This is a genomic window from Nonomuraea sp. NPDC005650 (genome assembly GCF_040605375.1).
In the GTDB taxonomy this organism is placed as follows: domain Bacteria; phylum Actinomycetota; class Actinomycetes; order Streptosporangiales; family Streptosporangiaceae; genus Nonomuraea.
The window spans coordinates 35,481-59,712 of the sequence record NZ_JBEXCR010000046.1 but is presented as its reverse complement, the minus strand read 5'-3'; the positions used below and the strand labels follow the sequence as shown (position 1 = coordinate 59,712).

General features: G+C 72.3%; 20 protein-coding genes. 15 read left to right on the top strand and 5 right to left on the bottom strand.

Annotation, left to right across the window (positions count from 1 at the left end; genetic code table 11):
- Positions 1 to 34 precede the first annotated feature (34 nt).
- Entirely contained in the window at positions 35 to 832 is a 798-nt protein-coding gene (locus tag ABZS69_RS52640; protein ID WP_355388355.1) for a DUF1932 domain-containing protein, read from the bottom strand.
- A 113-nt stretch (positions 833 to 945) separates the two neighbouring features.
- On the opposite strand from ABZS69_RS52640, the gene ABZS69_RS52635 reads away from it, so the two are divergent.
- Genes ABZS69_RS52635 through ABZS69_RS52620 form a run of 4 tightly spaced genes read left to right on the top strand, consistent with a single transcriptional unit; the run spans position 946 to position 4,439 of the window.
- Positions 946 to 1,683 carry a PIG-L deacetylase family protein gene (locus ABZS69_RS52635; RefSeq protein WP_355388352.1) on the top strand — a complete coding sequence of 246 codons (738 nt, stop codon included), beginning with the start codon at positions 946 to 948 and terminating at the stop codon, positions 1,681 to 1,683.
- Positions 1,680 to 2,381 (top strand): 4-carboxy-4-hydroxy-2-oxoadipate aldolase/oxaloacetate decarboxylase, encoded by a 702-nt coding sequence (locus ABZS69_RS52630; RefSeq protein ID WP_355388349.1) that lies wholly within the window; start codon positions 1,680 to 1,682, stop codon positions 2,379 to 2,381. The genes ABZS69_RS52635 and ABZS69_RS52630 overlap by 4 nt, the downstream gene beginning before the upstream one ends.
- The gene (locus tag ABZS69_RS52625; RefSeq protein ID WP_355388346.1) at positions 2,371 to 3,447 is read left to right on the top strand and encodes a 4-oxalomesaconate tautomerase; all 1,077 of its coding nucleotides are present in this window, start codon (positions 2,371 to 2,373) and stop codon (positions 3,445 to 3,447) included. The genes ABZS69_RS52630 and ABZS69_RS52625 overlap by 11 nt, the downstream gene beginning before the upstream one ends.
- Positions 3,448 to 3,482: 35 nt before the next feature.
- Positions 3,483 to 4,439: a catechol 2,3-dioxygenase gene (locus ABZS69_RS52620; protein ID WP_355388343.1), complete on the top strand. Its 957-nt coding sequence runs from the start codon at positions 3,483 to 3,485 to the stop codon at positions 4,437 to 4,439.
- A gap of 15 nt (positions 4,440 to 4,454) precedes the next feature.
- Here the strand turns inward: ABZS69_RS52620 and ABZS69_RS52615 are convergent, their stop codons facing one another.
- Positions 4,455 to 5,054 carry a helix-turn-helix domain-containing protein gene (locus ABZS69_RS52615; RefSeq protein WP_355388340.1) on the bottom strand — a complete coding sequence of 200 codons (600 nt, stop codon included), beginning with the start codon at positions 5,052 to 5,054 and terminating at the stop codon, positions 4,455 to 4,457.
- A 124-nt stretch (positions 5,055 to 5,178) separates the two neighbouring features.
- On the opposite strand from ABZS69_RS52615, the gene ABZS69_RS52610 reads away from it, so the two are divergent.
- The 3 genes from ABZS69_RS52610 (at position 5,179) to ABZS69_RS52600 (ending at position 9,443) form a co-directional block, all read left to right on the top strand.
- Entirely contained in the window at positions 5,179 to 6,660 is a 1,482-nt protein-coding gene (locus ABZS69_RS52610; RefSeq protein WP_355388337.1) for an NCS1 family nucleobase:cation symporter-1, read from the top strand.
- The gene (locus ABZS69_RS52605) at positions 6,657 to 7,388 is read left to right on the top strand and encodes an aspartate/glutamate racemase family protein (RefSeq protein WP_355388334.1); all 732 of its coding nucleotides are present in this window, start codon (positions 6,657 to 6,659) and stop codon (positions 7,386 to 7,388) included. Before ABZS69_RS52610 ends, ABZS69_RS52605 begins: the two co-directional genes overlap by 4 nt.
- Before the next feature lie 108 nt (positions 7,389 to 7,496).
- Entirely contained in the window at positions 7,497 to 9,443 is a 1,947-nt protein-coding gene (locus ABZS69_RS52600; protein ID WP_355388331.1) for a glycosyl hydrolase family 18 protein, read from the top strand.
- Positions 9,444 to 9,494: 51 nt separating this feature from the next.
- On the opposite strand, the gene ABZS69_RS52595 is transcribed toward ABZS69_RS52600, so the two are convergent.
- The 3 genes from ABZS69_RS52595 to ABZS69_RS52585 all read right to left on the bottom strand — a co-directional run bounded on the left by ABZS69_RS52595 (position 9,495) and on the right by ABZS69_RS52585 (position 14,834).
- Positions 9,495 to 10,352 carry an aldo/keto reductase gene (locus ABZS69_RS52595; protein WP_355388328.1) on the bottom strand — a complete coding sequence of 286 codons (858 nt, stop codon included), beginning with the start codon at positions 10,350 to 10,352 and terminating at the stop codon, positions 9,495 to 9,497.
- A gap of 70 nt (positions 10,353 to 10,422) precedes the next feature.
- Positions 10,423 to 11,367, bottom strand: coding sequence for a hypothetical protein (locus ABZS69_RS52590; RefSeq protein WP_355388325.1), 945 nt, complete (start codon positions 11,365 to 11,367; stop codon positions 10,423 to 10,425).
- Positions 11,368 to 11,378: 11 nt separating this feature from the next.
- Positions 11,379 to 14,834: a serine/threonine-protein kinase gene (locus tag ABZS69_RS52585; RefSeq protein WP_355388322.1), complete on the bottom strand. Its 3,456-nt coding sequence runs from the start codon at positions 14,832 to 14,834 to the stop codon at positions 11,379 to 11,381.
- 228 nt (positions 14,835 to 15,062) lie between these two features.
- Here ABZS69_RS52585 and ABZS69_RS52580 point away from each other — a divergent pair, with 228 nt between their 5' ends.
- The 8 genes from ABZS69_RS52580 (at position 15,063) to ABZS69_RS52545 (ending at position 24,223) form a co-directional block, all read left to right on the top strand.
- The gene (locus ABZS69_RS52580; protein WP_355388319.1) at positions 15,063 to 16,064 is read left to right on the top strand and encodes a LacI family DNA-binding transcriptional regulator; all 1,002 of its coding nucleotides are present in this window, start codon (positions 15,063 to 15,065) and stop codon (positions 16,062 to 16,064) included.
- Positions 16,065 to 16,079: 15 nt separating this feature from the next.
- On the top strand, positions 16,080 to 17,357 hold the full coding sequence (locus tag ABZS69_RS52575; RefSeq protein ID WP_355388316.1) for a sugar ABC transporter substrate-binding protein: 1,278 nt from the start codon (positions 16,080 to 16,082) through the stop codon (positions 17,355 to 17,357).
- Positions 17,354 to 18,226, top strand: coding sequence for a sugar ABC transporter permease (locus ABZS69_RS52570; protein WP_355388313.1), 873 nt, complete (start codon positions 17,354 to 17,356; stop codon positions 18,224 to 18,226). Before ABZS69_RS52575 ends, ABZS69_RS52570 begins: the two co-directional genes overlap by 4 nt.
- Complete coding sequence (locus ABZS69_RS52565) at positions 18,226 to 19,032, top strand: carbohydrate ABC transporter permease (protein WP_355388310.1); 807 nt, start codon at positions 18,226 to 18,228, stop codon at positions 19,030 to 19,032. The genes ABZS69_RS52570 and ABZS69_RS52565 overlap by 1 nt, the downstream gene beginning before the upstream one ends.
- Before the next feature lie 16 nt (positions 19,033 to 19,048).
- The gene (locus ABZS69_RS52560; protein ID WP_355388307.1) at positions 19,049 to 20,410 is read left to right on the top strand and encodes a sulfatase-like hydrolase/transferase; all 1,362 of its coding nucleotides are present in this window, start codon (positions 19,049 to 19,051) and stop codon (positions 20,408 to 20,410) included.
- A gap of 78 nt (positions 20,411 to 20,488) precedes the next feature.
- Positions 20,489 to 21,976 (top strand): multicopper oxidase family protein, encoded by a 1,488-nt coding sequence (locus tag ABZS69_RS52555; protein WP_355388304.1) that lies wholly within the window; start codon positions 20,489 to 20,491, stop codon positions 21,974 to 21,976.
- A gap of 42 nt (positions 21,977 to 22,018) precedes the next feature.
- Positions 22,019 to 22,744, top strand: coding sequence for a TetR/AcrR family transcriptional regulator (locus tag ABZS69_RS52550; protein ID WP_355388301.1), 726 nt, complete (start codon positions 22,019 to 22,021; stop codon positions 22,742 to 22,744).
- Positions 22,745 to 22,870: 126 nt separating this feature from the next.
- Positions 22,871 to 24,223 (top strand): APC family permease, encoded by a 1,353-nt coding sequence (locus ABZS69_RS52545; RefSeq protein ID WP_355388298.1) that lies wholly within the window; start codon positions 22,871 to 22,873, stop codon positions 24,221 to 24,223.
- Positions 24,224 to 24,232 lie beyond the last annotated feature (9 nt).

The window sequence follows — 24,232 nt, the reverse complement described above, 5'->3', positions numbered from 1 at the left end:
ACCAACCGACGGGCCGCCGACTGACGGGCCGCCATCACGACCTGCCCGGGACGGGTGGGACGCCGGTGCGGGTCACCTCTTCCAGGGTGGCCGCGGTGGCGGCGGTCATCGCGCCGGGCACTCCGAGCGAGTCCAGCATCCGGGCGGCGGCCCGCATCTCGTGCACGCGCCGCAGGCTGTGCTGCCCCGCCCCCTCCAGCAGCCGCACCACGAACCGCTCGTCGGCCGCGGACACCGTCTCCAGCAGGTGCTCCCAGAACCACTCCCCCAGCCCCGCGGCCTCGGCGGCGCGCCGGGACTCGATGACGAGCGCGCTCAGCCCCTTCACCAGCACGCTCCGCAGCAGCTTGCGGGCCGCCGCGTCACCGGGCGCGCCGCCGATCGGCGTCACGTCCATGCCGTGGCGGCCGGCGAAGTCGGCGAACCGGGCGGCGTCGTCCCCGCTGGCCAGGATCGGGGTCGCCAGGCCCCGCAGCGGGATGGGCGCCATGATCGCCCCGTCCACGGCCGACGCGCCGGCCGAGGCCACCAGCTCGGCGATGCGCCGCTTGTCGCCCGGCGCGCTCGTGGACAGGTCGGCGTAGAGCACGCCGGACCCGAGGTGGGGCCGGGACTCCTCGCAGGCGGCCAGGCTGTCGGCGCCGGTGGTCACGGCGATCACGACGTCGGCGCCGCGTACGGCCTCGGCGTTGCCCACGACCAGCGGCGGCCCGCCGGACGGCGGGTGGACGGGGTCGTAGACGCGTAGGGACACCCGCGGCGCGAGGCCGTGGGCGAGGACCTGGCCGACCTCGCCGTAGCCGAGCATCGCCACCTGCATGAGAGTAGCCATATCGTTGACAATATTGTCGAAGCACACCGTCGGCTAGGCCCGAAATTGGCATCGAGCCCAGATTGCCGATGAAACTGTTGACAATCTGATCGATCGGCTCGTAGCGTCAGCGAGTGACCTCGGCAAAGACCCCCACACTTCTGGTGATCAGCGCCCACGCGGGCGACTTCGTCTGGCGCGCGGGCGGGGCCATCGCGCTCGCGGCCGGCCGCGGTGAGCGGGCCAAGGTGGTCTGTCTCAGCTTCGGCGAGCGCGGCGAGTCCGCGAAGGCGTGGCGAGCCGGCCGCACGCTCGACGAGATCAAGGCGATCCGCCGCGAGGAGGCGCAGAACGCCGCCGCGGCCCTGGGCGCCGAGATCGAGTTCCTCGACGCGGGCGACTATCCCCTGATGGAGACCCCGGAGCTGGTCGACCGGCTGGTGCGGATCTACCGGGAGGCGGAGCCCGACGTGGTGCTGACGCATCCGCTGGCCGACCCGTACAACGGCGACCACCCCGCGGCGGCGCGCATGGCGCTGCAGGCGCGCGTGCTGGCGCAGGCCGCGGGCTACGACGCGCCGGGCGAGCCGCTCGGCGCGCCGCCCGTGTTCTTCTTCGAGCCGCACCAGCCCGAGCAGTGCGACTTCAAGCCCGACGTGCTGCTCGACATCACCCCGGTGTTCGACAGGAAGCGCAAGGCGATGGAGTGCCTGCCGGCCCAGCAGCACATGTGGGACTACTACACCGACCTGGCCAAGCGCCGCGGCGTGCAGCTGCGCCGCAACGCCGGCCCCAACCTGGGCCTGCCGCACGACACCCTGGGCGAGGCCTACATGCGGCTCTACCCGCAGGTCACGGACGTGCTGGCATGAGGCACGTGGTCGTCACGGACACGCCGCGGGCGAGCCTCGACCGGATCGACGCCCTGGCCGCGTACGGCGTCGCGACCGTGCACGAGGCGCTCGGCCGCACCGGCTACCTGGGGCCGGGGCTGCGCCCCGCGTGGCCCGGGTGCCAGGCGGGGGGCAACGCGGTCACGGTGCTGTGCTGGCCGGGCGACAACCTGATGATCCACGTCGCGGTCGAGCAGTGCCGGGAGGGCGACGTCCTGGTCGTGACCACGACCTCGCCGTCGACCGACGGGATGTTCGGCGAGCTGCTGGCCACCTCGCTGCGCTCCCGGGGCGTGCGCGGGCTGGTGATCGACGCGGGCGTGCGCGACGTCGCCGGCCTGCGGGCCATGGGCTTCCCCGTGTGGAGCGCGGCCGTCAGCGCCCAGGGCACGGTCAAGGCCACGCCAGGCGCGGTCAACGTGCCCGTCGCCGTGGGCGGGCAGCTCGTCCGGCCCGGCGACACGATCATCGGCGACGACGACGGGGTGCTGGTGGTGCCGCGGGCCGACCTGGAGCGGGGCATCTCCGCCTCCGCCGCCAGGGCCGCGAAGGAGGCCGCGGCCCGCGAGGCGTTCGCCGAGGGCGAGCTGGGGCTCGACCGCTACGGCCTGCGCGAGCGGCTGCCGGGGCTCGGCGTCACGTACGTGACGGCCGCGGAGTACAGCCATGGACCATGACGACGGCGTGCGGTGCATGCTGATGCGCGGCGGCACCTCCAAGGGCGCCTATTTCCTGGCCGGCGACCTCCCCGCCGACCCCCGGGAGCGCGACGACCTGCTCCTGCGCGTCCTGGGCAGCCCCGACCCGCGCCAGATCGACGGCATCGGCGGCGCCCACCAGCTCACGAGCAAGGTGGCCGTGGTCTCGCCCGGCGCCGATCCCGATGCGGACCTCGACTATCTCTTCCTGCAGGTCGCGGTGGACGAGCCGGCCGTCTCCGGCCGGCAGAACTGCGGCAACCTGCTCGCCGGGGTCGGCCCGTTCGCCGTGGAGCGCGGCCTCGTGCGCCCGCGAGGCGACCACACCGAGGTCCGCATCCGCCTGGTCAACACCGGCGGCGTCGCCACCGCCCGCTTCCCCACCCCGGGCGGCCGCGTCGACTACCGCGGCGGCACCGCCATCTCCGGCGTCCCGGGGACGGCCGCGGCCGTGGTGCTCGGGTTCGAGAACACGGCCGGATCGGGCACGGGCCGGCTGCTGCCCACCGGCCGGGAGGTGGACGTGATCGACGGGATCGAGGTGACCTGCGTCGACAATGGCATGCCGGTCGTCGTGGCGGCGGCGCAGGACCTCGGCATCACCGGCTACGAGCCCTACGAGACGCTCGCGGCCGACGCCGGGCTCCGCGAGCGCGTGCAGTCGCTGCGCGTCCAGGCGGGCAGGCTCATGGGGCTCGGCGACGTCGCCGGCGAGGCCGTGCCCAAGACCACGCTGGTCGCCCCGCCCAGGGACGGCGGCGCGCTGTGCACCCGTACGTTCATCCCCGTCCGGCCGCACACCGCGATCGGGGTGCTCGGCGCGGTCAGCGTCGTCACCGCCGCGCTGCTCCCCAACGGCGTGGCCGGGCGCCTGGCCCGGCTGCCCGAGGGCCCCCGGGTGGACGTCGAGCACCCCACCGGCCACCTGCAGGTCGAGGTGGAGCTCGACCTGTCCACCAACCCGCCGACCGCGCTGCGGGCGGCGAACGTGCGGACCGCGCGCAAGCTCTTCGACGGCACGGTCTTCCCCCGCCCACGAGGTTGAGATGCTCCTGAGGTTGAGATGCCCCCGAGGTTGAGATGAACGCCCTGCTGCACGACATCGCCCACCTCGGCCACGTCGAGCTGCGCACGCCCGAGCCGGAGCGGAGCCTGTGGTTCTTCACCGAGATCCTCGGCATGACCGCCGCCGGCCAGGACGGCGACTCGGTGCACCTGCGCACCTATGACGACTACGAGCACCACAGCCTCACGCTGACGGCCCACCGCACGTCGGGCATCGGCTCGACCGCGCTGCGGGCGAGCGGCCAGGAGGCGCTGGAGCGCCGGGTGCGCGCGATCAAGGACGCCGGGCTGGGCATCGGCTGGCGCGACGGCGCCCCGGGCCGCGGCCCGACCTACGCCTTCCGCGACCCCGACGGCCACGAGCTGCACCTCTACTGGGAGTCGCAGTGGTACGAAGCGCCCGCGGAGCTGCGTCCCGCGCTGAAGAACCAGCCGCAGGCGTTCCCCGGCCGCGGGGTGGGCGTGCGCCGCCTCGACCACGTCAACTTCCTGGCCGCCGAGGCCGCCGCCGACGGCGCCTTCGTGCGCGACGTGCTCGGCGCCCGCGTGACCGAGCAGATCATGCTGAACAGCGGCCGCGTCTCCGCCCAGTGGCTGCACTTCGCGAACAAGTCCTACGACCTCGTCTACACCGACGACTGGTCGGGCGCCTCGGGCCGGCTGCACCACCTCGCCTTTGCCACGAACACCCGCGAGGACATCCTGCGGGCCGCCGACCTCTGCCTGGACCACGGCGTGTTCATCGAGACCGGTCCGCACAAGCACGCCATCCAGCAGACCTTCTTCCTGTACGTCTACGAGCCCGGCGGCAACCGCGTCGAGCTGTGCAACCCGCTGACCCGGCTCATCCTGGCGCCGGACTGGCGGACGATCACGTGGACGGAGGCCGAGCGGGCCAGGGGCCAGGCGTGGGGGCTGAAGACCATCGCCTCCTTCCACACGCACGGCACCCCGCCCGTGGGCCCCGAGTGAGGCCCCGCGTGAGGCTCAGCGGTGCACGATCAGCCAGGTGGCGACGGCGGTGACGGTGTCGGAGCGGTTGCCGATGATGTGCGGCCGGCTGCACGGGAAGGTGATCGAGTCGCCCTTGGACAGAGCCACGACCTCCGACTCGAACTCGATGGTCAGCTCCCCCTCCGTGACCGTGCCCACCTCATACCCCTCATGCTTGAGAAACTGCCCGTGAGCCGTGGAGACGGCGTTCGGCGGGTAGGTGGACTCGAAGAACTCCACGTCCGGCGTCGGCACCGGTGACAGCCGGCGGAACGTCACTCCCCCGCTGAGCTGTATCGGCGCGACCTCCCAGGCCCGTCTGATCGCGAAGCCGGGCGTCCCGGCGTCCGTGCGGGGCTCCTCCTGCGCGTCGAAGACGGCCGCCAGCGGCACCCCGATGGCGGAGACGTACGCGATGAGCCGGCTCACCGAGGGGCGCATCGTCCCCCGTTCGATCTGCGACACCGCGCTGGCCGAGATGCCCAGCTCCCGCGCCACCGCCCGCAGCGACTTCCCCGAGCGGGCGCGGAGCTCGCGCAGGCGCTGACCGAGGCGCTCGTTGCCGACCGCTTCCAGGTCAGTACGGCTGTCCATCGTCTCCGTCACAAGGGATTAACACGGGCGCAATCATCACCCGGGTGTCAAGGCATACATTAACAAGAGGTGTTAAGTGGTCACTTAACACTCGACCGTACGTCACCCCCCAAGGATGCCGCACATGACAGAACCCACTGTCTCGGTAACGCAGTCCACGACCTACGACCCCCGGCTGACGAACGAGGACCTCGCGCCGCTGCGCGAGCAGACCTGGTCGTCGTACAACATCGTCGCCTTCTGGATGTCCGACGTGCACAGCGTCGGCGGCTACGTCACGGCGGGCAGCCTGTTCGCGCTCGGGCTGGCGAGCTGGCAGGTGCTGTTCGCGCTGCTGGCCGGCATCGTCATCGTCAACGTCTTCTGCAACCTGGTGGCCAAGCCCAGCCAGATCACCGGGGTGCCCTACCCGGTGATCAACCGCGCCGTCTTCGGCGTGCTCGGCGCGAACATCCCGGCCATCGTGCGCGGCGCCATCGCCATCGCGTGGTACGGCGTGCAGACGTACCTGGCCTCGCAGTCGCTCATCATCATCTTCCTCAAGTTCTGGCCGGCCAGCGCCGCGCTGAACGAGCCGAGCCTCCTCGGCCTGTCCGCGCTCGGGTACATCTGCTACGCGATCCTGTGGGTCGCGCAGGCGGCCGTGTTCTGGCGGGGCATGGACGCGATCCGGCGCTTCGTGGACTGGGCCGGGCCCGCGGTGTACGTGGTCATGGTCGTGCTGGCGATCTACCTGGTGAGCAAGGCGGGCTGGGAGAACATCAGCCTGGACCTGTCGCAGGGCGACAGCCTCGGGTTCGGCGAGTCGATCCCGGTGATGCTGAGCGCGATCGCCCTGGTCGTGTCGTACTTCTCCGGGCCGATGCTGAATTTCGGCGATTTTTCGAGGTATGGCCGGTCATTCCGGGCGGTGAAGCAGGGCAACCTCCTCGGCCTCCCGGTCAACTTCCTCTTCTTCTCGATCCTGACGGTCATCACCGCCTCGGCCACGGTTCCCGTCTTCGGCGAGCTCATCACCGACCCGATCCACACCGTGCAGCGCATCGACACGCCGTTCGCGATCCTCCTCGGCGGCCTGACCTTCGTGATCGCGACCGTGGGCATCAACATCGTCGCGAACTTCATCTCGCCCGCGTTCGACTTCTCCAACGTCAGCCCGCAGCGGATCAGCTGGCGCACCGGCGGGATGATCGCGGCGGTCGGCTCGGTGCTGCTCACGCCGTGGAACTGGTACGGCAACCCCGACGCGATCCACTACACGCTCGGCCTGCTCGGCGCGCTGATCGGCCCGTTGTTCGGGATCCTGATCGCGGGCTACTACGTGTGCGCGCGGCAGCGGGTGGCGGTGGACGACCTGTTCACCCTCGAACAGACCGGCCGCTACTGGTTCAGCGGGGGTTACAACCCGAACGCGATCTGGGCCACCGTCGCGAGCGGCGTGCCCGCCATCGCCGCCGTGCTCGTGCCCAAGATGCTGCTCGACCTCGGGGTCACGACGGCCGACCTGACGTGGATCGCCGACTACAGCTGGTTCATCGGCTGCGGGCTCGGCTTCGTGGCGCTGGTCGCCCTGGAACGGCGCGTGCCCAGGATCGCCGCGGCATGACGTACCGCATCAAAGTGATCAACCCGAACACCGCCCTGGCCATGACCGAGTCCATCGGTCGGTGCGCCAGGGCGGTGGCGTCGCCGGGCACCGTCGTCACGGCCGTCAGCCCGAGCATGGGGCCGGAGTCGATCGAGAGCCACTACGACGAGGCGCTCGCCGTGCCGGGCGTGCTGGCCGAGGTCGCGGCGGGCGAGCGCGACGGCGTGGACGGGTACGTGATCGCCTGCTTCGGCGACCCGGGCCTGGACGCGGCCCGCGAGCTGGCCACCGGCCCCGTGATCGGGGTCGCGGAGGCCGCCATGCACGCCGCCACCCTGGTCGGGCGCTCGTTCAGCGTGGTCACGACCCTGTCCAGAACCGTGGGCCGGGCCTGGGACCTGGCCCACCGGTACGGCTTCGCGGCGGCCTGCCGGGGCGTGCACGCCTGCGACATCCCGGTGCTCGGCCTGGAGGATCCGGCCGCCCGCAAGACCGTGACCGAGCTGTGCGCCGCGGCGGTCGAACGCGACGGGAGCGACTCGGTGGTGCTGGGCTGCGCGGGCATGGCGGACTTCTGCGCCGGGGTGTCACGCGAGACCGACGTGCCGGTGATCGACGGGGTGACGGCGGCGACCAAGCTCGCCGAATCGCTGGTGTCGCTCGGGCTGCGGACGAGCACGCGCGGCGAGTACGCCCCGCCCCCGCCGAAGCGGTACGCGGGTTTACTCCGGGATTTCACTCATTGACGCCTCCGCGGGCAAAGGCTAACGTCGTCTCATAACTTAAAGGAAACTTTCCTAATAGTTTCCTGACATCCCGTCCCCCGTACACCCCCAACCGGATGTCGGAGCGTCATGAGACACAGTGTCCTGAGCAAGATCCTGGTGGCGTTACTGCTGCCCCTCACGGCCGTGGCGGTCGCCCCGCCGCCGGTCTCCGCCTCGTCGTACGCCGCCCTCGCGGAGTGGGCCCCGTGGACGGCGTACACGGCCGGCACGCACGTCACGTACAACGGCGTCGAGTACGAATGCGTCCAGAGCCATACTTCCCAGCCCGGCTGGGAGCCCCCGAACGTGCCGGCCCTGTGGAAGCCCTCGTCCGGCGGCGGCACGGACACCACCGCCCCGTCGGTGCCCGGCAACCTGCGCTCGACCGGCGTCACCGGCAGCAGCGTCTCCCTGGCCTGGGACGCCTCCACCGACAACGTCGCCGTCACCGGCTACGAGATCTACCGGGGCGGCACCCTCATCACCACCGTCACCGGCACCACCCACACCGACACCGGACTCACCGCCAACACCGGCTACAGCTACACCGTCCGCGCCCGCGACGCCGCCGGCAACCGCTCCGCCAACAGCAACACCGTCGCCGCCACCACGACGGGCGGCGGCGGCACCGACACCACCGCCCCGTCGGTGCCCGGCAACCTGCGCTCGACCGGCGTCACCGGCAGCAGCGTCTCCCTGGCCTGGGACGCCTCCACCGACAACGTCGCCGTCACCGGCTACGAGATCTACCGGGGCGGCACCCTCATCACCACCGTCACCGGCACCACCCACACCGACACCGGACTGGCCGCCAACACCGGCTACAGCTACACCGTCCGCGCCCGCGACGCCGCCGGCAACCGCTCCGCCAACAGCAACTCCATCACCGCCACCACGACGGGCGGCGGCGGAGGCGGCGGGAACAAGGTCCTCGGCTACTTCGTGCAGTGGGGCGTCTACCAGCGCGGATACCACGTCAAGAACATCGACACGAGCGGCTCGGCGGCCAAGCTGACCCACATCAACTACGCGTTCGGCAACGTGCAGAACGGCCAGTGCACGATCGGCGACAGCTACGCCGACTACGACCGCTTCTACCAGGCGGGCGAGAGCGTGGACGGCGTGGCCGACACGTGGGACACCGGCGCGCTGCGCGGCAGCTTCAACCAGCTGCGCAAGCTCAAGAAGAAGTACCCGAACCTGAAGGTGCTGTTCTCCTTCGGCGGCTGGACCTGGTCCGGCGGCTTCACCCAGGCCGCGCAGAACCCGACGGCCTTCGCCAACTCCTGCTACAACCTGGTCGAGGACCCGCGCTGGGCGGACGTGTTCGACGGCATCGACATCGACTGGGAGTACCCGAACGCCTGCGGCCTGACCTGCGACGCCAGCGGCGCGGCGGCGTTCAGGAACGTCATGTCGGCGCTGCGGTCCCGCTTCGGCTCCGGCAACCTGGTCACCGCGGCCATCACCGCCGACGGCACGAACGGCGGCAAGATCGACGCGGCCGACTACGCCGGCGCCGCGCAGTACGTCGACTGGTACAACGTCATGACGTACGACTACTTCGGCGCCTTCGCGCCGCAGGGCCCGACCGCCCCGCACTCGCCGCTCACCTCCTACACCGGGATCCCGACCCCGGGCTTCTACTCGGACGCCGCGATCCAGAAGCTCAAGAGCAAGGGCGTGCCGGCCGGCAAGCTGCTGCTCGGCATCGGCTTCTACGGCCGCGGCTGGAGCGGGGTCACGCAGGCCGCGCCCGGCGGCACGGCGACGGGGCCCGCGCCGGGCACGTACGAGCAGGGCATCGAGGACTACAAGGTGCTCAAGACCCGCTGCCCGTCCACCGGCACGGTCGCGGGCACGGCGTACGCGTACTGCGGCGGCCAGTGGTGGAGCTATGACACGCCGAGCACGATCGGCGGCAAGATGAGCTACTCGAAGAGCCAGGGCCTCGGCGGCGCGTTCTTCTGGGAGCTCAGCGGCGACACCACGAACGCCGAGCTGCTCACGGCCATGAAGTCCGGCCTGGGCTGACCCGGACCCGGCGGGCCCCCGCCAGAAGCAGGGGGCCCGCCGGAAGGCCCGTCAACGGGCGGCGGCGGTCAGCTCGCTCACCTGCTCGGCCGTCAGCCTCACGGTGGAGGCGGCGAGGTTCTCCTCCAGGTGGGCCACCGAGGAGGTGCCGGGAATCGGCATCACCACCGGCGAGCGGGCCAGCAGCCAGGCCAGGCTGACCTGCGCGGGCGTGGCCCCGACGGCCTTGGCGACGTCGTCCACGGGGCTGCCGGGCACCGCCAGCGCGCCCTTGGCGATGGGACTGAAGGGGATGAACCCGATCCCCTGCTCCTCGCAGTGCACCAGCACGTCCTCCGAGAACGGGTTGGTGAGGCTGTAGCGGTTCTGCACGGTGACGATCTCGACGATGCGCCGCGCCCGCTCCAGCTCCTCGACGCTCACCTCCGACAGGCCGACGCTGCCGATCTTGCCCTCGTCCCGCAGCGCCTTCAGCTCGCCGAGCTGGTCCTCCAGCGGCACCTCCGGGTCGATGCGGTGCAGCTGGAGCAGGTCGATCCGCTCCACCCGGAGCCGCCGCAGGCTCATCTCGACCTCCTGCCGCAGGTACGCGGGCCGCCCCACGACCACCCACTGACCCGGCCCCGGCCGCACGAACCCGGCCTTGGTCGCGATCAGGAGCCGCTCCGGGTACGGGTGCAGCGCCTCCCGGATGATCTCCTCGCTGACGTACGGCCCGTAGGAGTCGGCGGTGTCGATGAGGTCGACGCCCAGCTCGACGGCCCGGCGCAGCACCCGCACGGCCTCGTCGTGATCGCGCGGCGGCCCCCAGACCCCGGGCCCGGTGAGACTCATGGCCCCGAAACCGAGCCGGTGGACGGTCTTGTCACCGATGGCGAACGTGCCGGTGGACTGGAGCTCTATGGACATGCGGCTTCCCCGTTTCGCTGTCAGCTGGGCCGTTTACGCGCCTCCCATCTTCGCGGATCCCCGATGACGGTCACGGCGCGGGCTTGGCCGCGCTCACGGCGCCCGCCGCCAGGTTGGTGCCGAAGTACTCCACCCGCCACGCGCCCCCGTTCTTCGCCCCGGTGCGGACCTCGTAGCGGCCCCTGCTGAGGACGGGGCTGTCCCTGGTCAGGGTGCTCTTGTTGACCGAGTCGAAGGACCCGGACGGCGCGCCGGGCTTTCGGTAGAAGACCCAGATCCGCTGGTTCCCCAGCCCCTGCCAGGACTGGCCCGGCTTGCCGCGCAGCCGTCCCGAGTGCACGGTGCCGCCGCCCGCCCGCCGCACCGCGTAGTCGAGCTGCGTCGCGAACTTCTGCTCGGCCGTCGCCTCCACGAACACCGGCGCGCTCAACGCCCCGATCACCTCGCGCCCGCTGGAGACCTCGGCCCACCACTCGCCGCTCTCCGCGACGGGCGCCTGCGCGGCGAACCGGCCGAGGTCGTCGGTGACCGCCTCGGCGAACCGGCGCCGGCCGCACGTCTCCTGCTCCTGGAACGTGATCACGACGGGGAGGCCGGCCGCCGGGCCGGAGGCGCCGTTCTTGACCAGCTCCACGCGGCCGAGGAGCCGTATCAGGTCGCCTCTGGGGACCTGGCGGGGCTCCGCGTCGAAGGACTCGAACCGCGCCTCGGCCTTCGTCCCGCGCCGGTCGACGTCGAACTCGTACTCGGCCACCGCCCGGCCGGCCCGTGCCTCGACCCGCCACGTCCCCTCCCGGTCGGCCGGCCGGAGCGTGTGTGTGGCCAGCCAGTCGCACGGCGGCGGCTGGGCGGTGAAGTCGAGCGGCACGGACGTCCCGTCCGGGCTCAGCAGCCGGCCGCGCAACCGGGTGGCGTTCACGGTGGACGCCTCGATCCGGAGCGCGACCTCGCCGGTGTCCAGGACGACCGGCTGCGGCGTCACCTGGATGGCGACGATCTCGGGTGCGGGCTGCATGTCTCCTCCTGTCAGCAGATCTCGCGGTAGGGGGTGCCGGGGGGCATGAGCCGCTCCCAGTCGTTCCGGGAGAGCGACCGCCCGGCCCTGGCGCACAGGGCGGCGACCACGCCGGCGGAGGTGGCGGGCCGGCCGCCGAGCGTGCCGTCGGTCCGCAGGGTGAGCAGCTCGCCGGCGTCGAAGGCCAGCGTGACCACCTCGCCCGCCGGGTAGACGACGGGCGCGCCGAGCGGGGCGCGTTCGGCGACGTCCCAGAGCTGGACGCGGTTCGAGCCGCCGACGGCCAGCGTGCGCCCGTCGGGCGAGAACGCCAGCACGTCCACCGCCCCGAACCCCTTGAGCGGCAGGTGGGCGAGCTGCCGCCGGTCGGCGGCGCTCCAGAGGGTCACCCCGGCGGCCAGCGCGCCGGTGGCGACGACCTTGCTGTCCGGGCTGTACGCGATGGCCCGCACGCCGTCCGCGCTCTCGCCGAACGGCCTGGTGACGGCCGCGGCCGTGTCCAGCGACACGAGCGCGCCGTCCGCGCCGTTCACCGCCAGCTCCCGCCCGTCGGGGCGGAAGACCAGGCCGGAGCCGCCGGGGACGCTCAGCGTCCGCGTCCTGACCCCGCGCCGGACGTCCCAGAGCTGCACGTCGCGCCAGTTGTTCGCGGGCGGGGTGACGGTCTCCTGGAAGGGGGCCACCGCCAGCGTCGTGCCGTCCGGGCTGAACGCGAGCCCGCCCACCTCGCTCGCGCCCTGGACGGGGATCGTCCGGTCCTTCGTGCCCGTCGTCAGGTTCCAGAGCGTCACCCGCGCGGGAGCGGCCGTCCCCACGGCCAGGAGGGTGCCGCCGGGGCTCAGTGCCATGGCGGTCGGGGAGACCGGCAGGGCCGCCAGCCGTTCCAGCCCGCCCAGTTGCCAGACCTCGGCCTGTTGCCGCCGTACGATCACCGTCCGCCGCGTGGGGTCGATCAGCCCGGCCTCGACCCCGGGCGCCAGCGTGCGCGGGCGGGTGAGGTCGGAGACGTCCAGGGTCACGACCGTGCCGTCGAGCAGGCCGAAGGCGAGCGTGCCTGGGCCCAGCCGGAGCCCCGGCACGAGCTCGCCGACCGGGTAGGTGAGCAGCCGGGTGCCGTTCCTCGACCAGAGCGCGAGGGCCGACCCGTCGTAGCCGGCCAGGAAGCGGCCGTCCTGGCTGAAGCGCAGTTCGCGGGCCGCGAACCCCTGCAGCACCGGCCCTCGCCAGCGCCGCGCGTTCAGGTCCCAGAAGCGGACGCCGCCGCCCGTCCGCACCGCGAGCTCGCGCCGCGCCGGGTCGAACGCGAGCGCCGCGCCGGGGAGCCGGGCCAGGACGCCCCGCCAGTCGCGCAGCTCGATCCGCCCGCCGGGCAGGGTGGCGGCCATCAGGCCGTCGTCGGCGGAGAACACGACCTCGCGGGCGTCGCCGACGTCCAGCGGGCGCTGGCTGGTCAGGTCCCACACCTGCGTGCGGCCCTCGGGCGTGGTGGCCGCCAGCAGCAGCCGTCTGGGGCTGAACGCCAGCCGCTGCGCGCCCGTCCCGAGCTCCGCGACCCGCACGCCGCGCTCGACGTCCCAGACGGAGATCGACCGCTCGCCGGCCACGGCCAGCCTGCGGCCGTCGGCGCTCAGCGCGATCGCGCCCACGGGCCCGCGCACCCCGCCGAAGGCGTGGGCGGGCCGCCCGGAGCTCACGTCCCACAGCGTGAACCGGCCGTCGTCCAGCACGGCCAGCCGCGTGCCGTCGTCGCCGAGGTCGAAGCGGGCCGGGCCCGAGACCGGCGCGGGCCGGAAGGCCGAGCGCTCGCGCTGGGCCAGCGAGGCGTACATGGCCGACCGCGCCTCGGACACGGGCGCGATCCGCCACGCGGCCACACTCAGCAGCAGCGCCGTCATCGGGTCCCGGGCGCGGGTCCGGTTCGCGAGTGAGGCCACCCGGCGGGCGGCCTCCGTGTCCCGCTGGCGCGTGCCCAGCGCGTTCTGCGCGACCACGACCCCCACGGCGGCCAGCAGCACCGCGACGAGCGCCGCGATCGTGCCCCTGACGCGCCGGCGCCGCCTGGCCACGTCACGGGTGCGCGCGTGGGAGGCGTCGAGGAACGCCTGCTCGCGCAGGTTCGGCCGGAGCGGCCCGTGCCCTTTGGCGGCCCAGTCGAGGGTCTCGTCCAGGACCGTGCCCCGGTAGAGGTCGTCGGGGCGGCGGCCGTTCGCGTGCCACACGGTGGCCGCCCGGTTCAGGGCGTGGTGGACGGTCAGCGCCTCGCGGTCGGCCTCGACCCAGCCCCGCAGGCGCGGCCACGCCCGCAGCAGCGCCGCCCCCGCCAGCGTGATCGACTCGCCCCTGCGGACGAGCAGGCCCGCGTCCGTGTACGCCTGGAGCACCCGCTCCACCCCGGCCGGGTCCCGGGCGCCATCGACGAGATCCCGGGTGGCCGCCTCCCTGAGCGCGGTCTCGGCGCTCTCGTCGGAGCGGACCATGCGCAGCAGGGCCGCGGGGACGAGCGCCTGGTCCTCCGGGCTGAGCCGCCCGTAGACGGCCTCGGCGAGCGCGGCGGGCGACGGCGCGGCCGGTTCGGCGGGCGGCCGGACCTCGCCGGCGGCCCGGCTCCCGCTGCTGAGCAGCCCGGACAGGCCGCCCTGCCAGGCGTCCGATCCGTCGGCGGCGGCGCTGTTCATGGCGATGAGGTCGAGCAGCAGCGAACGCGCCGGCGGGCGGGCCGCCGCGTCCGGCGACATCGCCTCGGCCACCAGCCGCCGCAGCGGCTGCGCCAGCACGCTGAAGTCGGGTCGTGCGGCGGCCACCTGGTAGCGCAGGAGGGCGAGGTCGCCCGAGAACGGCGGCCGCCCGGTGGCCGCGTACAGCATCACCGCGCCCCACGCCCACACGTCCACGGCGGATCCGCCGCGCTGCCCGGCCAGCCGCTCGGGCGCCATGTACGGCGGCGTGCCCGCCGCGAACTCCCCCTCGGTGGTCTGCGACATCTCGCCCGTCCTGGCGAGCCCGAAGTCGATCACCCGCGGCCCGTCGGGCCCGAGCAGCACGTTGCCCGGCTTCAGGTCCCGGTGCACCACGTCCGCGTCGTGGATGGCGGCCAGCGCGGTGGCCACCCCGACGGCCAGCCGGTGCAGCCGGTCGGCGTCGAACGGCCCGTGCCGCTCGACGGCCGTGCGCAGGCTGGGGCCCTCGATGTGCTCGCTCACGATGTACGGCGTGGGCCCGTCGAGGTCGGCGTCGATGATGCGGGCCGTGCAGAACGAGGCCACCTTCCGCGCGGCCGTCACTTCCTTGACGAAGTCGGCCCGTGCCCCGGCGTGCTCCAGGAACTCCGGGCGGATGACCTTGACCGCCACGCGCCGGCCGGCGTCGTCGTAGGCGTCGTACACGACCCCCTGCCCGCCCGCGCCCAGTCGGCCCGCCAGCCAGTATTCGCCCAGTTGCGCCGGGTCGCCCGGTAAGAGAGGCGTCACGGATACCCAAGCTAGCGATTGCCCTCGGCCGTCCGCCACCAGGAGAGCCCTAGGGAAAACCCGAGCCGTGGGGTTGATCTGGCGGAGGCCCGAGGCATACGGTGCTAATCGATTAACACGTCATCAAGCAGCATGGTGAGAACCACCGGATCGCTGACGTCCCCATCCACATCAGAGGCCAGGGATTTCCCTTTTTCTCTATAGGGAATGCTAGGTTATACGACTAACATGAGACCTACAGCGCGACAAGTGGCCGAGCTGGCGAACGTGTCCGTGGCGACCGTCTCCTACGTGCTCAGCGGCCGGGACCGCCCCGTGGCCGCCGAGACCAGGCAGCGGGTGCTCGATGCGGCCAGGCAGCTCGGCTACACCCCCAACCAGGCCGCCAGGAGCCTGCGCAAGCGCCGCACCCAGCGGATCTGCCTGGTGCTGAGCTCGCTCGGCGGCGTGCCGAGCGACGAGCGCCTGGCCACCGACCTGCACGAGATGGCCGACGCCCGCGGCTACTCCGTGGTGACGCTCGCCGTCTACTCGGAGGCCCGCGCGAAGGCCGCCGTCGACGTGCTGCGCGGCGGCATCGCCGACGGCGCGCTGATCAACGTCGTCGGCGACCATCTCACCCGCGACCTGCTCACCGGGCTGGCCGGCACCGGGCTGCCACTGGTGGTCCTGAGCAACGAGAGCGGGCTGGAGGGCTGCGACGTCGTCCGCACCCCGGAGACGGAGGCGTGCGCGGAGGCGGTCGAACACCTGCTGGCCCAGGGCCGGCGGCGCATCGCGTTCCTGGCCCACCGCCACGAGCTCTACCGGGAGCGGCCCACGGGCCGGTTGCTCGGCTACACGACCGCCCTGGACCGGCACGGCGTGAGCGAGCGGATCATCACCTCGGGCGCGGACGACCGCGTGGCGGCCTACCAGACCGCCGCCGAGCTGCTGCGCTCGCCCGACCGCCCCGACGCGATCTTCGCGGCCTCGGACCGGGCCGCGATCAGCGCGATCTGGGCCGCCAGGGACGCCGGGCTCAGCGTGCCCGGCGACGTCGCGATCGTCGGCGCCGGCAACATCGACGAGGGTCTCATCAGCAATCCGCAGCTCAGCACCGTCGGCCCGCTCCGCCACGACTACACCGACGTCGCACGCCTGCTCTTCGACCGCCTCCAGGCCGAGGAGCAACCACCCGCCCGCGAGATCGTCCGCACCTGGACCTTCCTGCGGCGGGGCTCTTCGTGAAGGGAAAACCCCGAGATGTCCTCCCCCCTGTCTCGCCGTGACCTGCTCCGCCTGACCGCCGCCACCGCCACCGCCACCGTCGCCGGGCCCGTACTGTCGGCCTGCGCGGGCGCCCCCACCACGCAGGCCGCCGCGCCCGGGACGTTCACCATCTACTGGAACGCGGGCCACGACTACCAGGCGTACCGGAAGGTGATCGCCGAGTTCGAGCAGGCCAACAAGGTCAAGGTCAACCTGCAGAAGTACCAGTGGCCCGACCTGCGCACCAGGCTGCTCGCGGACTTCGCCTCCGGGACCGTGCCCGACCTGGTGGAGGAGCCCGGCGGGTGGGTGCAGGAGTTCGCCGTGTCCGGCAACGCCCGCTCGCTGCAGGACTACGTCGACCGCGACGGCCAGGCGATCGGCTTCCCCTCCGACTGGCAGCCCGTAACCGTGGAGCGCAACTCGTACCAGGGCAAGGTGTACGGCGTGCAGCTCCACCTGACCTGCAACACGCTCTTCTACAACAAGGCCATGCTCAGGGACGCCGGGGTGGAGGTGCCGACGACCTGGGAGGAGTTCCTGGCCGCCGCCAGGAAGCTCACCAAGGACGGCGTGTACGGCGTCGCGCTCAACCAGGACTACACCTACCTCTGGCCCTGGCTGACCCAGGCCGGCGTCACCCCCTACGACCCGTCGACCGGCAAGGTCATGACGCCGGTCGCGGACGCGGTCGCCGCCCTGCAGTTCCAGGCCGACCTGGTCCACAAGCACAAGGTGGCCCCGGTGCCGGTGTCGGGCACCGACTACTCGGGCCCGCAGAAGCTGTTCTCGGCCAAGCGCGCCGCGATGATCTTCACCGGCCCCTGGGACCTCGACCCGATCAGGAAGACCAGCCCCGACATCGAGATCGGCGTCGCGCCGCCGCTCAAGCACAAGACTCAGGCCACCCAGGCGGCCGGGGTCAGCATGTTCGTGCCCGCCAAGGCCGCCAGGCCCGACCTGTCGTGGGACTTCATCAAGCGCATCACCGCCATCGAGGTCGAGCAGGCCGCCACCAAGGAGACCGGCATGCTCATGCCGCGCGTCTCCTGGACGAAGCTGCCCGAGGTGGAGTCGAACGAGGTCACCAAGGTCTTCGCCGACGCCCTCCCGTACGCCAAGGACTCCTCCCAGCAGGTGCGCCTCACCGGGCAGCTCGGCAAGTGGGAGGAGCAGCTCAAGGTCATGTACCAGCAGGTGCTCATCCAGAACCAGCCGGCCGCCGAGGCGCTCGCGGCGTTCACCGCGTCGGCGGAGGGCTTCCTCAAGTGAGGCCCCGCACGCTCTCCGGCCGTTACGCGCGGACCGCCTACCTGTTCCTCCTGCCCGCCATCCTGTTCTTCGCGGCCTTCTTCTACCTGCCGATCGGCAACGTCGCGGCCACCAGCCTGCGCACCGGGCCGCAGGCCGACCAGTGGGCCGGGCTGGGCAACTACGCGCAGGCCCTGGCCGACCCGGCGGTGCGGCACTCGTTCCTGGTCACGGTGGCCTTCGCGGTGGCCGTGGTGGCCGGCTCGATCGTGCTCGGGCTGGCCCTGGCGATGGCGCTCGACCAGCCGCTCAAGGGGCGGGTGGCGTTCCGGGTGCTGCTGCTGGTGCCGTACCTGACGTCCGTGGCGATCGTCGGCCTGCTGTGGCGCAACATCCTCGACCCCGAGCTGGGCGTGCTGAACCGGGTGCTGCTCGCGGCCGGGCTGCCCGCGCAGCAGTGGCTCAACACCGCGCCGCTGCTCACGATCGCCGCCGTGACGCTGTGGCAGAGCGTGGGCTACACGATGGTGCTGTTCCTGGCCGGGCTGCAGGGCATCCCCGAGACGTACCACGAGGCCGCCAAGATCGACGGGGCCGACGCGTGGCGCCGGTTCTGGCGCATCACGCTGCCGCTGCTGGCGCCCACGACGCTGTTCGTGTCGGTGATGGCGGTGATCTCGGGGCTGCAGGCGTTCGGGCAGGCGTACATCATCACGGGCGGCGGGCCCGGCGACGCCACCGACCTGTCCGTCTTCCACATCTTCAACGTGGCCTTCCGCACCAGGGACTTCGGCTACTCCTCGGCGCAGTCGGTGCTGCTGCTGATCGTGATCGTGGCGTTCACGCTGGTCCAGCTCCGGGCGGGGCGGCGCGGGGAGGTCGTGTACTGATGCGCCGCACGCTGCTCTACCTCCTGCTCGGGCTGGCCTCGCTCGTCACCGTGCTGCCGCTGCTCTACATGCTGTCGCTGTCGCTCCAGACCGAGGCCGAGACGCTGTCGGCGGAGGCCGTGGTCTGGCCCGAGTCGCCGCAGTGGGGGAACTACGCCGAGCTCTTCGCCCGCGCGCCGTTCGGGAACTTCATCGTCAACAGCCTCGTCGTGGCCGGCGCCATCACGCTGGCGCACCTGATCTTCGACCCGCTGGTCGGGTACGTGTTCGCCAAGTTCCGCTTCCCGCTGCGCAACACGCTGTTCGTGGCGCTGCTGGCCACGCTCATGGTGCCGTTCTTCGTGCGGATGATCCCGCTGTACGTGCTCATGGCCAACCTGGGGTGGCTCAACACCTACCAGGGGTTGATCGCGCCCTTCCTCATGGACGCGTTCGGGATCTTCCTCATGCGGCAGTTCATCCAGCCCATCCCCGACGACCTGATCAGCGCGGCCCGCATCGACGGGGCCTCCGAGCTGGGCATCTACCGGCGGATCATCCTGCCGCAGACGCGGCCCGCGCTGGCCGTGCTCGGGCTGTTCACGTTCGTCTTCCAGTGGAACGAGTTCCTCTGGCCGCTGGTCGCCACCACGACGCCCGAGATGCGGACCATCCCCGTCGGGCTCACCCTGTTCAACCAGGAGTACTTCACGTTGTGGCACCTCACGGCCGCGGGCTCGGTGATCCTCTTCGTCCCCACCGCCGTCCTGTTCGTCTTCACCCAGCGGTACTTCGTGCGCGGCATCGCGCTGACCGGCATCAAATAGCTTAGGAGCCCTTTTCTTGCGTCCGAACGTGATCGTCGTCTTCACCGACCAGCAGCGGTGGGACACCGTCGGCCCCTTCACCCCCAACCTCGACAGGATGGCCAGGCACGGCACGCAGGCCACGGTCGCGCTCACCCCGCAGCCGGTGTGCGCGCCCGCCCGCGCCGCGCTGCAGACGGGCCGCTACCCGACCACGACCGGCGTCTATCGCAACGGCCGCGTGCTGCCGCCCGAGGAGCGCACGCTGGCCCACCACTTCGGCGCGGCCGGCTACGCCACCGGCTACATCGGCAAGTGGCACCTCGCCGGCAGCGAGCCGGTCCCGGCGGCCCAGCGGGGCGGCTACCGGTCGTGGCTGGCCGCGAACGCGCTGGAGCACACCTCGGACGCCTACCGCACGATCGTGTACGACGAGGCGAACGACCCCGTGCTGCTGCCCGGCTACCGCTCCGACGCCATCGTGGACGCGGCCGTCAGGTACGTCGCCGACCACCACGAGGAGCCGTTCTTCCTGTTCCTGTCGTTCCTGGAGCCGCACCATCAGAACGAGGTGGACAACTACCCGGCGCCCGACGGCTACGAGGAGCGCCACCAGGGCCGCTGGATGCCGCCGGACCTGGCCGCCCTCGGCGGCACCGCCCACCAGCACATGGGCGGCTACCTGGGGCAGGTCAAGCGCCTGGACGAGGGGCTCGGGCGGCTGCTGGACGCGCTGCGCAGCATGGACCTGCTGGACGACACGATCGTGGCGTACACCTCCGACCACGGCAACCACTTCAAGACCCGCAACGGCGAGTACAAGCGCTCGTGCCACGACGCCTCGCTCCGCGTGCCGCTGGCGCTGCGCGGCCCCGGCTTCGACGGCGGCGGCGCGATCTCCCGCCCGGTCAGCACCATCGACCTGCCGCCCACGCTGCTGGAGGCCGCCGGGCTGCCCGTCCCCGGCTCGATCCAGGGCCGCTCGTTCCTCCCGCTGGTCCGCGACCCCCGGGCGGCCTGGCCCGAGGAGGTGTTCTTCCAGGTGAGCGAGTCAGAGGTGGGGCGCGGCATCCGCACGTCGCGCTGGAAGTACTACGCCGTCGCCGAGGACGCCCACCCGTGGGACGACCCGGCCGCCGCCCGCTACCGGGAGCAGGCCCTCTACGACCTGGAGAACGACCCGCACGAGCTGGCCAACCTGGCCGGATTCCCCTCGCACGCCGGGGTCGCGGCCGAGCTGCGGGAGCGGCTCGTACGCCGGATCGCGGAGGCCGAGGGCGCCGAGCCGGCCATCGAGCCGGCCGTCGAGCGCCCGGCCCCGCCGCAGGCGATGACCGACCCGAAGGCGCGGCTGAACGGCTCCAAGCCGGTCCGGTTCGGCCACCAGCGCCCGCACTAGAGATCCCCGTCGGCGTGGCGAGGAGTTTTCACCCGTTACCCTCCGTAATCTCTCCTGGTGGACGAAGGGAGAGGTGTCGTGGGTGGTTGGGCGCGTTCGTGGGGTGCCGGCGGGCTGGTTTCCCGTCGTAGGTTCGTCACCGGGACATTCGCCAGTGCGCTGGCCGGCGCCGTCCCGCTGCTGGGCGCGCCGCCCGCGGCGGCGGCGCCGCGCTCCCGGGGGATACTGCTGCGGGCCCGGCCCACGACGGTCTCCCTCGGGAAGCGCACGGTGCGCACCTGGGCGTACGACGACGTCGTCCCCGGCCCGCAGATCAGGGTCATGGCCGGCGAGCGGGTCCGCGCGCGGCTGGTCAACGAGCTGCCCGCGGCGACCACCGTGCACTGGCACGGCATCAGGCTCGACTTCCCCATGGACGGCGCGCCCGGGTTCAGCCAGGAGGCGACCCAGCCCGGCAAGACGTTCGACTACGACTTCACCGTGCCCGACGCCGGCACGTACTTCTACCATTCGCACGTCGGCACCCAGCCCGACCGCGGCCTTTACGGAACGCTGATCGTGGGCGACCCGCGGGAGCCGCTCGGGTACGACGAGGAGTTCACCGTCGTGCTCGACGACTGGCTGGACGGCGTCAACGGCACTCCCGACGACGCCCTGGCGCGGCTGAACGCGTCCACCGACCACGACGACACCCTGCGCAGCGAGGCGCTCGGCGGGGTCGCCGCGGAGATGACGCACCCGTTCTACCTGGTCAACGGCCGGGCGCCCGACGCCCCCACGAGCTTCCGCACCGCGCCGGGCCGCACGGTCAGGTTCCGGGTGATCAACGCGGCCTCCGACACCGCCTTCCGCGTGGCGCTCGGCGGGCACAGCATGACCGTCACCCACACCGACGGGTTCCCGTGCCGGCCGGTGAAGGTGGACACGTTCCTCATCGGCATGGGCGAGCGCTACGACTTCCTGACCCGGCTCGACTCGGGCGCGTTCCCGCTGGTCGCGATAGCGGAGGGGAAGCGGGGGCGGGCGTTCGCGGTCGTGCGGACGAGCAGCCGGGCGGCCCCGCCGGCGAGTGACGTCCAGGTGCCGGAGCTGACCGAACGGATGCTGGCCTATCAGGACCTGCAGGCCCCGTCGTCCCTCGATCTCCCCCGCCCGTCCAGGTCCATCGCCGTCACGCTCGGCATGCGCCCGTCCGGCAACGAGTGGACGATGAACGACAAGGTCGCGAGCGACCACCTGCGGCTGCGCGTGGACCGGGGGGAGACGGTCCGGCTGGTCGTGGACAACCAGTCGCCCATGTGGCACCCGATGCACCTGCACGGCCACACCTTCCAGGTGCGCCGGCCCGACGGGAGCGGGCCGCGCAAGGACACCGTGAACATCAAGCCACGCCAGCGCCTGCATCTGGACGTGTTCGCCGACAACCCCGGCGAGTGGATGTTCCACTGCCACAACCTGTATCACCAGGAGCAGGGCATGATGGGCGCCATCGGCTACGGCCCCGCCCCAGCCAACATGGGCCACCGTCCCCAGCAGCACGACCGCAAGCCGAAGCACCGACGCTGACACCGTGCGCATATGCGTACAATGTGCGCTATGGTGAGCGGCATGGCGAAAGACGAGCAGTCCATTCCCTCGGTGTGGGCGCGGCCCCGCCGCGAGCGGGAGCAGCCGGCGCTGAGCCGCGAGCAGATCGTGGCCGAGGCCGTCCGGCTGCTCGACGAGGAGGGCATCGACGCCCTGAGCATGCGCCGCCTCGGCAGCCGGCTCAACGCCGGGGCGACCTCGCTCTACCGGCACGTGGCCAACAAGGACGAGCTGATCGAGCTCGCCGTGGACGCGGTCTACGGCGAGCTGCCGCTGCCCGAGGAGGCCGACGCCACCCGGTGGCGGGCGGCCATCGAGCGCGTCGCCCACAGCCTGCGCGCCACGATCCTGCGCCATCCCTGGATCGCGGCCAAGCTCGGCGAGGTGGGGCTGGCCTACCTGGGGCCCAACATGCTGCGGCAGACGGAGCACATGCTCGGCGTCTTCGAGACCGCCGGCTTCCCGCTCGACGAGGCCGACCACGCCATGAGCACGCTCGTCGCGTACGTGCTCGGGGTCTCCACCAGCGAGGCCGCGGTCCTGTCCATGATCGCCCGCAGCGGTCAGACCGAGCAGGAGTGGGTGGAGCGCCTGTGGCCGGCGGCCGAGCGGGCCGTCCAGGACTACCCGCGCATGCGCGCCCGGTACGCCGCGCAGCGCGGCCAGGTCTCCTCCGAGGCCAACCAGGACGGCTTCAACTACGGCCTCCAGCGGGTGCTCGACGGCCTCCAGTCCCGCCTCGGCTGAATCCCCATTTCAGAGCCCTGCTCACGTGTGGCATAAGCCTGCCATCGGTCTTGCGACGCGGCCCCGGGACACGGAAGGATCGCCCAGTCGAACCCTCCGTACCCGCATGACCATGGAGAGCCCGTCGTGCGCACATCTGAGCAGGTCGGACCGCGGCCGGCGTTACGTCGCGGGGTCGGGCTGACCGACCTCGTGTCCTACGGCCTGGCGTTCATGGTGCCGATCTCCCCTTTCGCGGTCTTCGGCATCGTGCACGCCCGCTCGGGCGGCATGCCGGTGCTGGCCTATCTCGTCGCGATGGTCGCGCTGCTGTTCGCGGCCGCCTCGTACGCGCAGCTGGTCAAGGCGTTCCCGCTGTCCGGCCCGCCGGCCGGCTCGGTCCACGCCTACGCGGCCCGCGGCATCGGGCCGCCGGCCGGGTTCCTGACCGGGTGGATGGTCCTGCTCGACTACGTCCTCGTGCCGGGCCTGCTCTACCTCGTCGCGGCCGTCGCCATGCACTCCAGCGTGCCGGGCGTCCCCGTGTGGGCCTGGCTGATCGCCTTCGCGGCGCTCAACACCGCGATCAACCTCCGCGGCGTCCGGATGACGGTCAGGCTGACCCGCGTCGTGATCGTGTTCGAACTGGTCGTGCTGGCGCTGTTCCTCCTGGCCGGCGTCTGGGCCCTGCTCCAGGGGAAGGGCCGCGGGTTCGGCCTCTCCCCGCTGTTCGATCTGGAGACGTTCTCCTGGCCGGTGGTGTTCGCGGGGGTGTCGGTGGCCGTGCTGTCGTTCATCGGCTTCGACCGGATCAGCCTGCTGGCCGAGGAGGCCGGCGGCGGGTCCGGGCAGGTGGGCAGGGCCATGCGGCTGGTCCTCGTGCTGGCGGGGGCGCTGTTCATGATCCAGGTGTGGGTGGCCGCCCTGCTGGCGCCCGGCCTCCCGGACTTCTACGACGCGGCGGCAGTGGCGGGCGGCGAGTGGCTCAGGCACCTCACCTCGACCGCCACCGCGCTCTCCTGGGGCGTGGCCAACGCCATGGTCGCCCAGGTGGCGGCGTCCCGGCTGCTGTACGCGATGGCCCGCGACCGGCAGCTCCCGCCGTTCCTGGCGAAGGTGTCGGTCAGGCGGTCGGTGCCGGCCAACGCCATCGCGCTCGTCTCCCTGCTCTCCGCCGGCGTGGGGATCTGGATGTCGACCCGCGCCGACGGCGTGGAGCTCCTCGTCAGCCTGGTCAGCCTCGGCGCCATCGTCGCGTTCGTCGTCCTGCACGCGTCGGTGATCGTGCACCACTCGCTCCGCCTCGGCTCGGACGCCATGTGGTCGCACCTCGTCTCGCCGCTGATCGGGATCGGGATCCTCGTCTTCGTCGTGCTCAACGCCCACGCGACGGCGCAGGTGGTGGCCCTGATCTGGCTCGCCGCCGGCGCCCTGGTGCTGGCCGGCCGGTACGCGCTCGGCCGCCCGCCCACCCTCCGCGGCCTGACCGGACGTCCCTGAGGAGCGAGG

What these genes read in the sequence shown, in the direction of transcription:
- ABZS69_RS52640 (WP_355388355.1), bottom strand. Translation starts at nt 832, where the DNA reads ATGGCTACTCTCATGCAGGTGGCGATGCTCGGCTACGGCGAGGTCGGC.
- ABZS69_RS52630 (WP_355388349.1), top strand. Translation starts at nt 1,680, where the DNA reads ATGAGGCACGTGGTCGTCACGGACACGCCGCGGGCGAGCCTCGACCGG.
- ABZS69_RS52625 (WP_355388346.1), top strand. Translation starts at nt 2,371, where the DNA reads ATGGACCATGACGACGGCGTGCGGTGCATGCTGATGCGCGGCGGCACC.
- ABZS69_RS52620 (WP_355388343.1), top strand. Translation starts at nt 3,483, where the DNA reads ATGAACGCCCTGCTGCACGACATCGCCCACCTCGGCCACGTCGAGCTG.
- ABZS69_RS52615 (WP_355388340.1), bottom strand. Translation starts at nt 5,054, where the DNA reads ATGGACAGCCGTACTGACCTGGAAGCGGTCGGCAACGAGCGCCTCGGT.
- ABZS69_RS52610 (WP_355388337.1), top strand. Translation starts at nt 5,179, where the DNA reads ATGACAGAACCCACTGTCTCGGTAACGCAGTCCACGACCTACGACCCC.
- ABZS69_RS52605 (WP_355388334.1), top strand. Translation starts at nt 6,657, where the DNA reads ATGACGTACCGCATCAAAGTGATCAACCCGAACACCGCCCTGGCCATG.
- ABZS69_RS52600 (WP_355388331.1), top strand. Translation starts at nt 7,497, where the DNA reads ATGAGACACAGTGTCCTGAGCAAGATCCTGGTGGCGTTACTGCTGCCC.
- ABZS69_RS52595 (WP_355388328.1), bottom strand. Translation starts at nt 10,352, where the DNA reads ATGTCCATAGAGCTCCAGTCCACCGGCACGTTCGCCATCGGTGACAAG.
- ABZS69_RS52590 (WP_355388325.1), bottom strand. Translation starts at nt 11,367, where the DNA reads ATGCAGCCCGCACCCGAGATCGTCGCCATCCAGGTGACGCCGCAGCCG.
- ABZS69_RS52580 (WP_355388319.1), top strand. Translation starts at nt 15,063, where the DNA reads ATGAGACCTACAGCGCGACAAGTGGCCGAGCTGGCGAACGTGTCCGTG.
- ABZS69_RS52575 (WP_355388316.1), top strand. Translation starts at nt 16,080, where the DNA reads ATGTCCTCCCCCCTGTCTCGCCGTGACCTGCTCCGCCTGACCGCCGCC.
- ABZS69_RS52565 (WP_355388310.1), top strand. Translation starts at nt 18,226, where the DNA reads ATGCGCCGCACGCTGCTCTACCTCCTGCTCGGGCTGGCCTCGCTCGTC.
- ABZS69_RS52550 (WP_355388301.1), top strand. Translation starts at nt 22,019, where the DNA reads ATGGCGAAAGACGAGCAGTCCATTCCCTCGGTGTGGGCGCGGCCCCGC.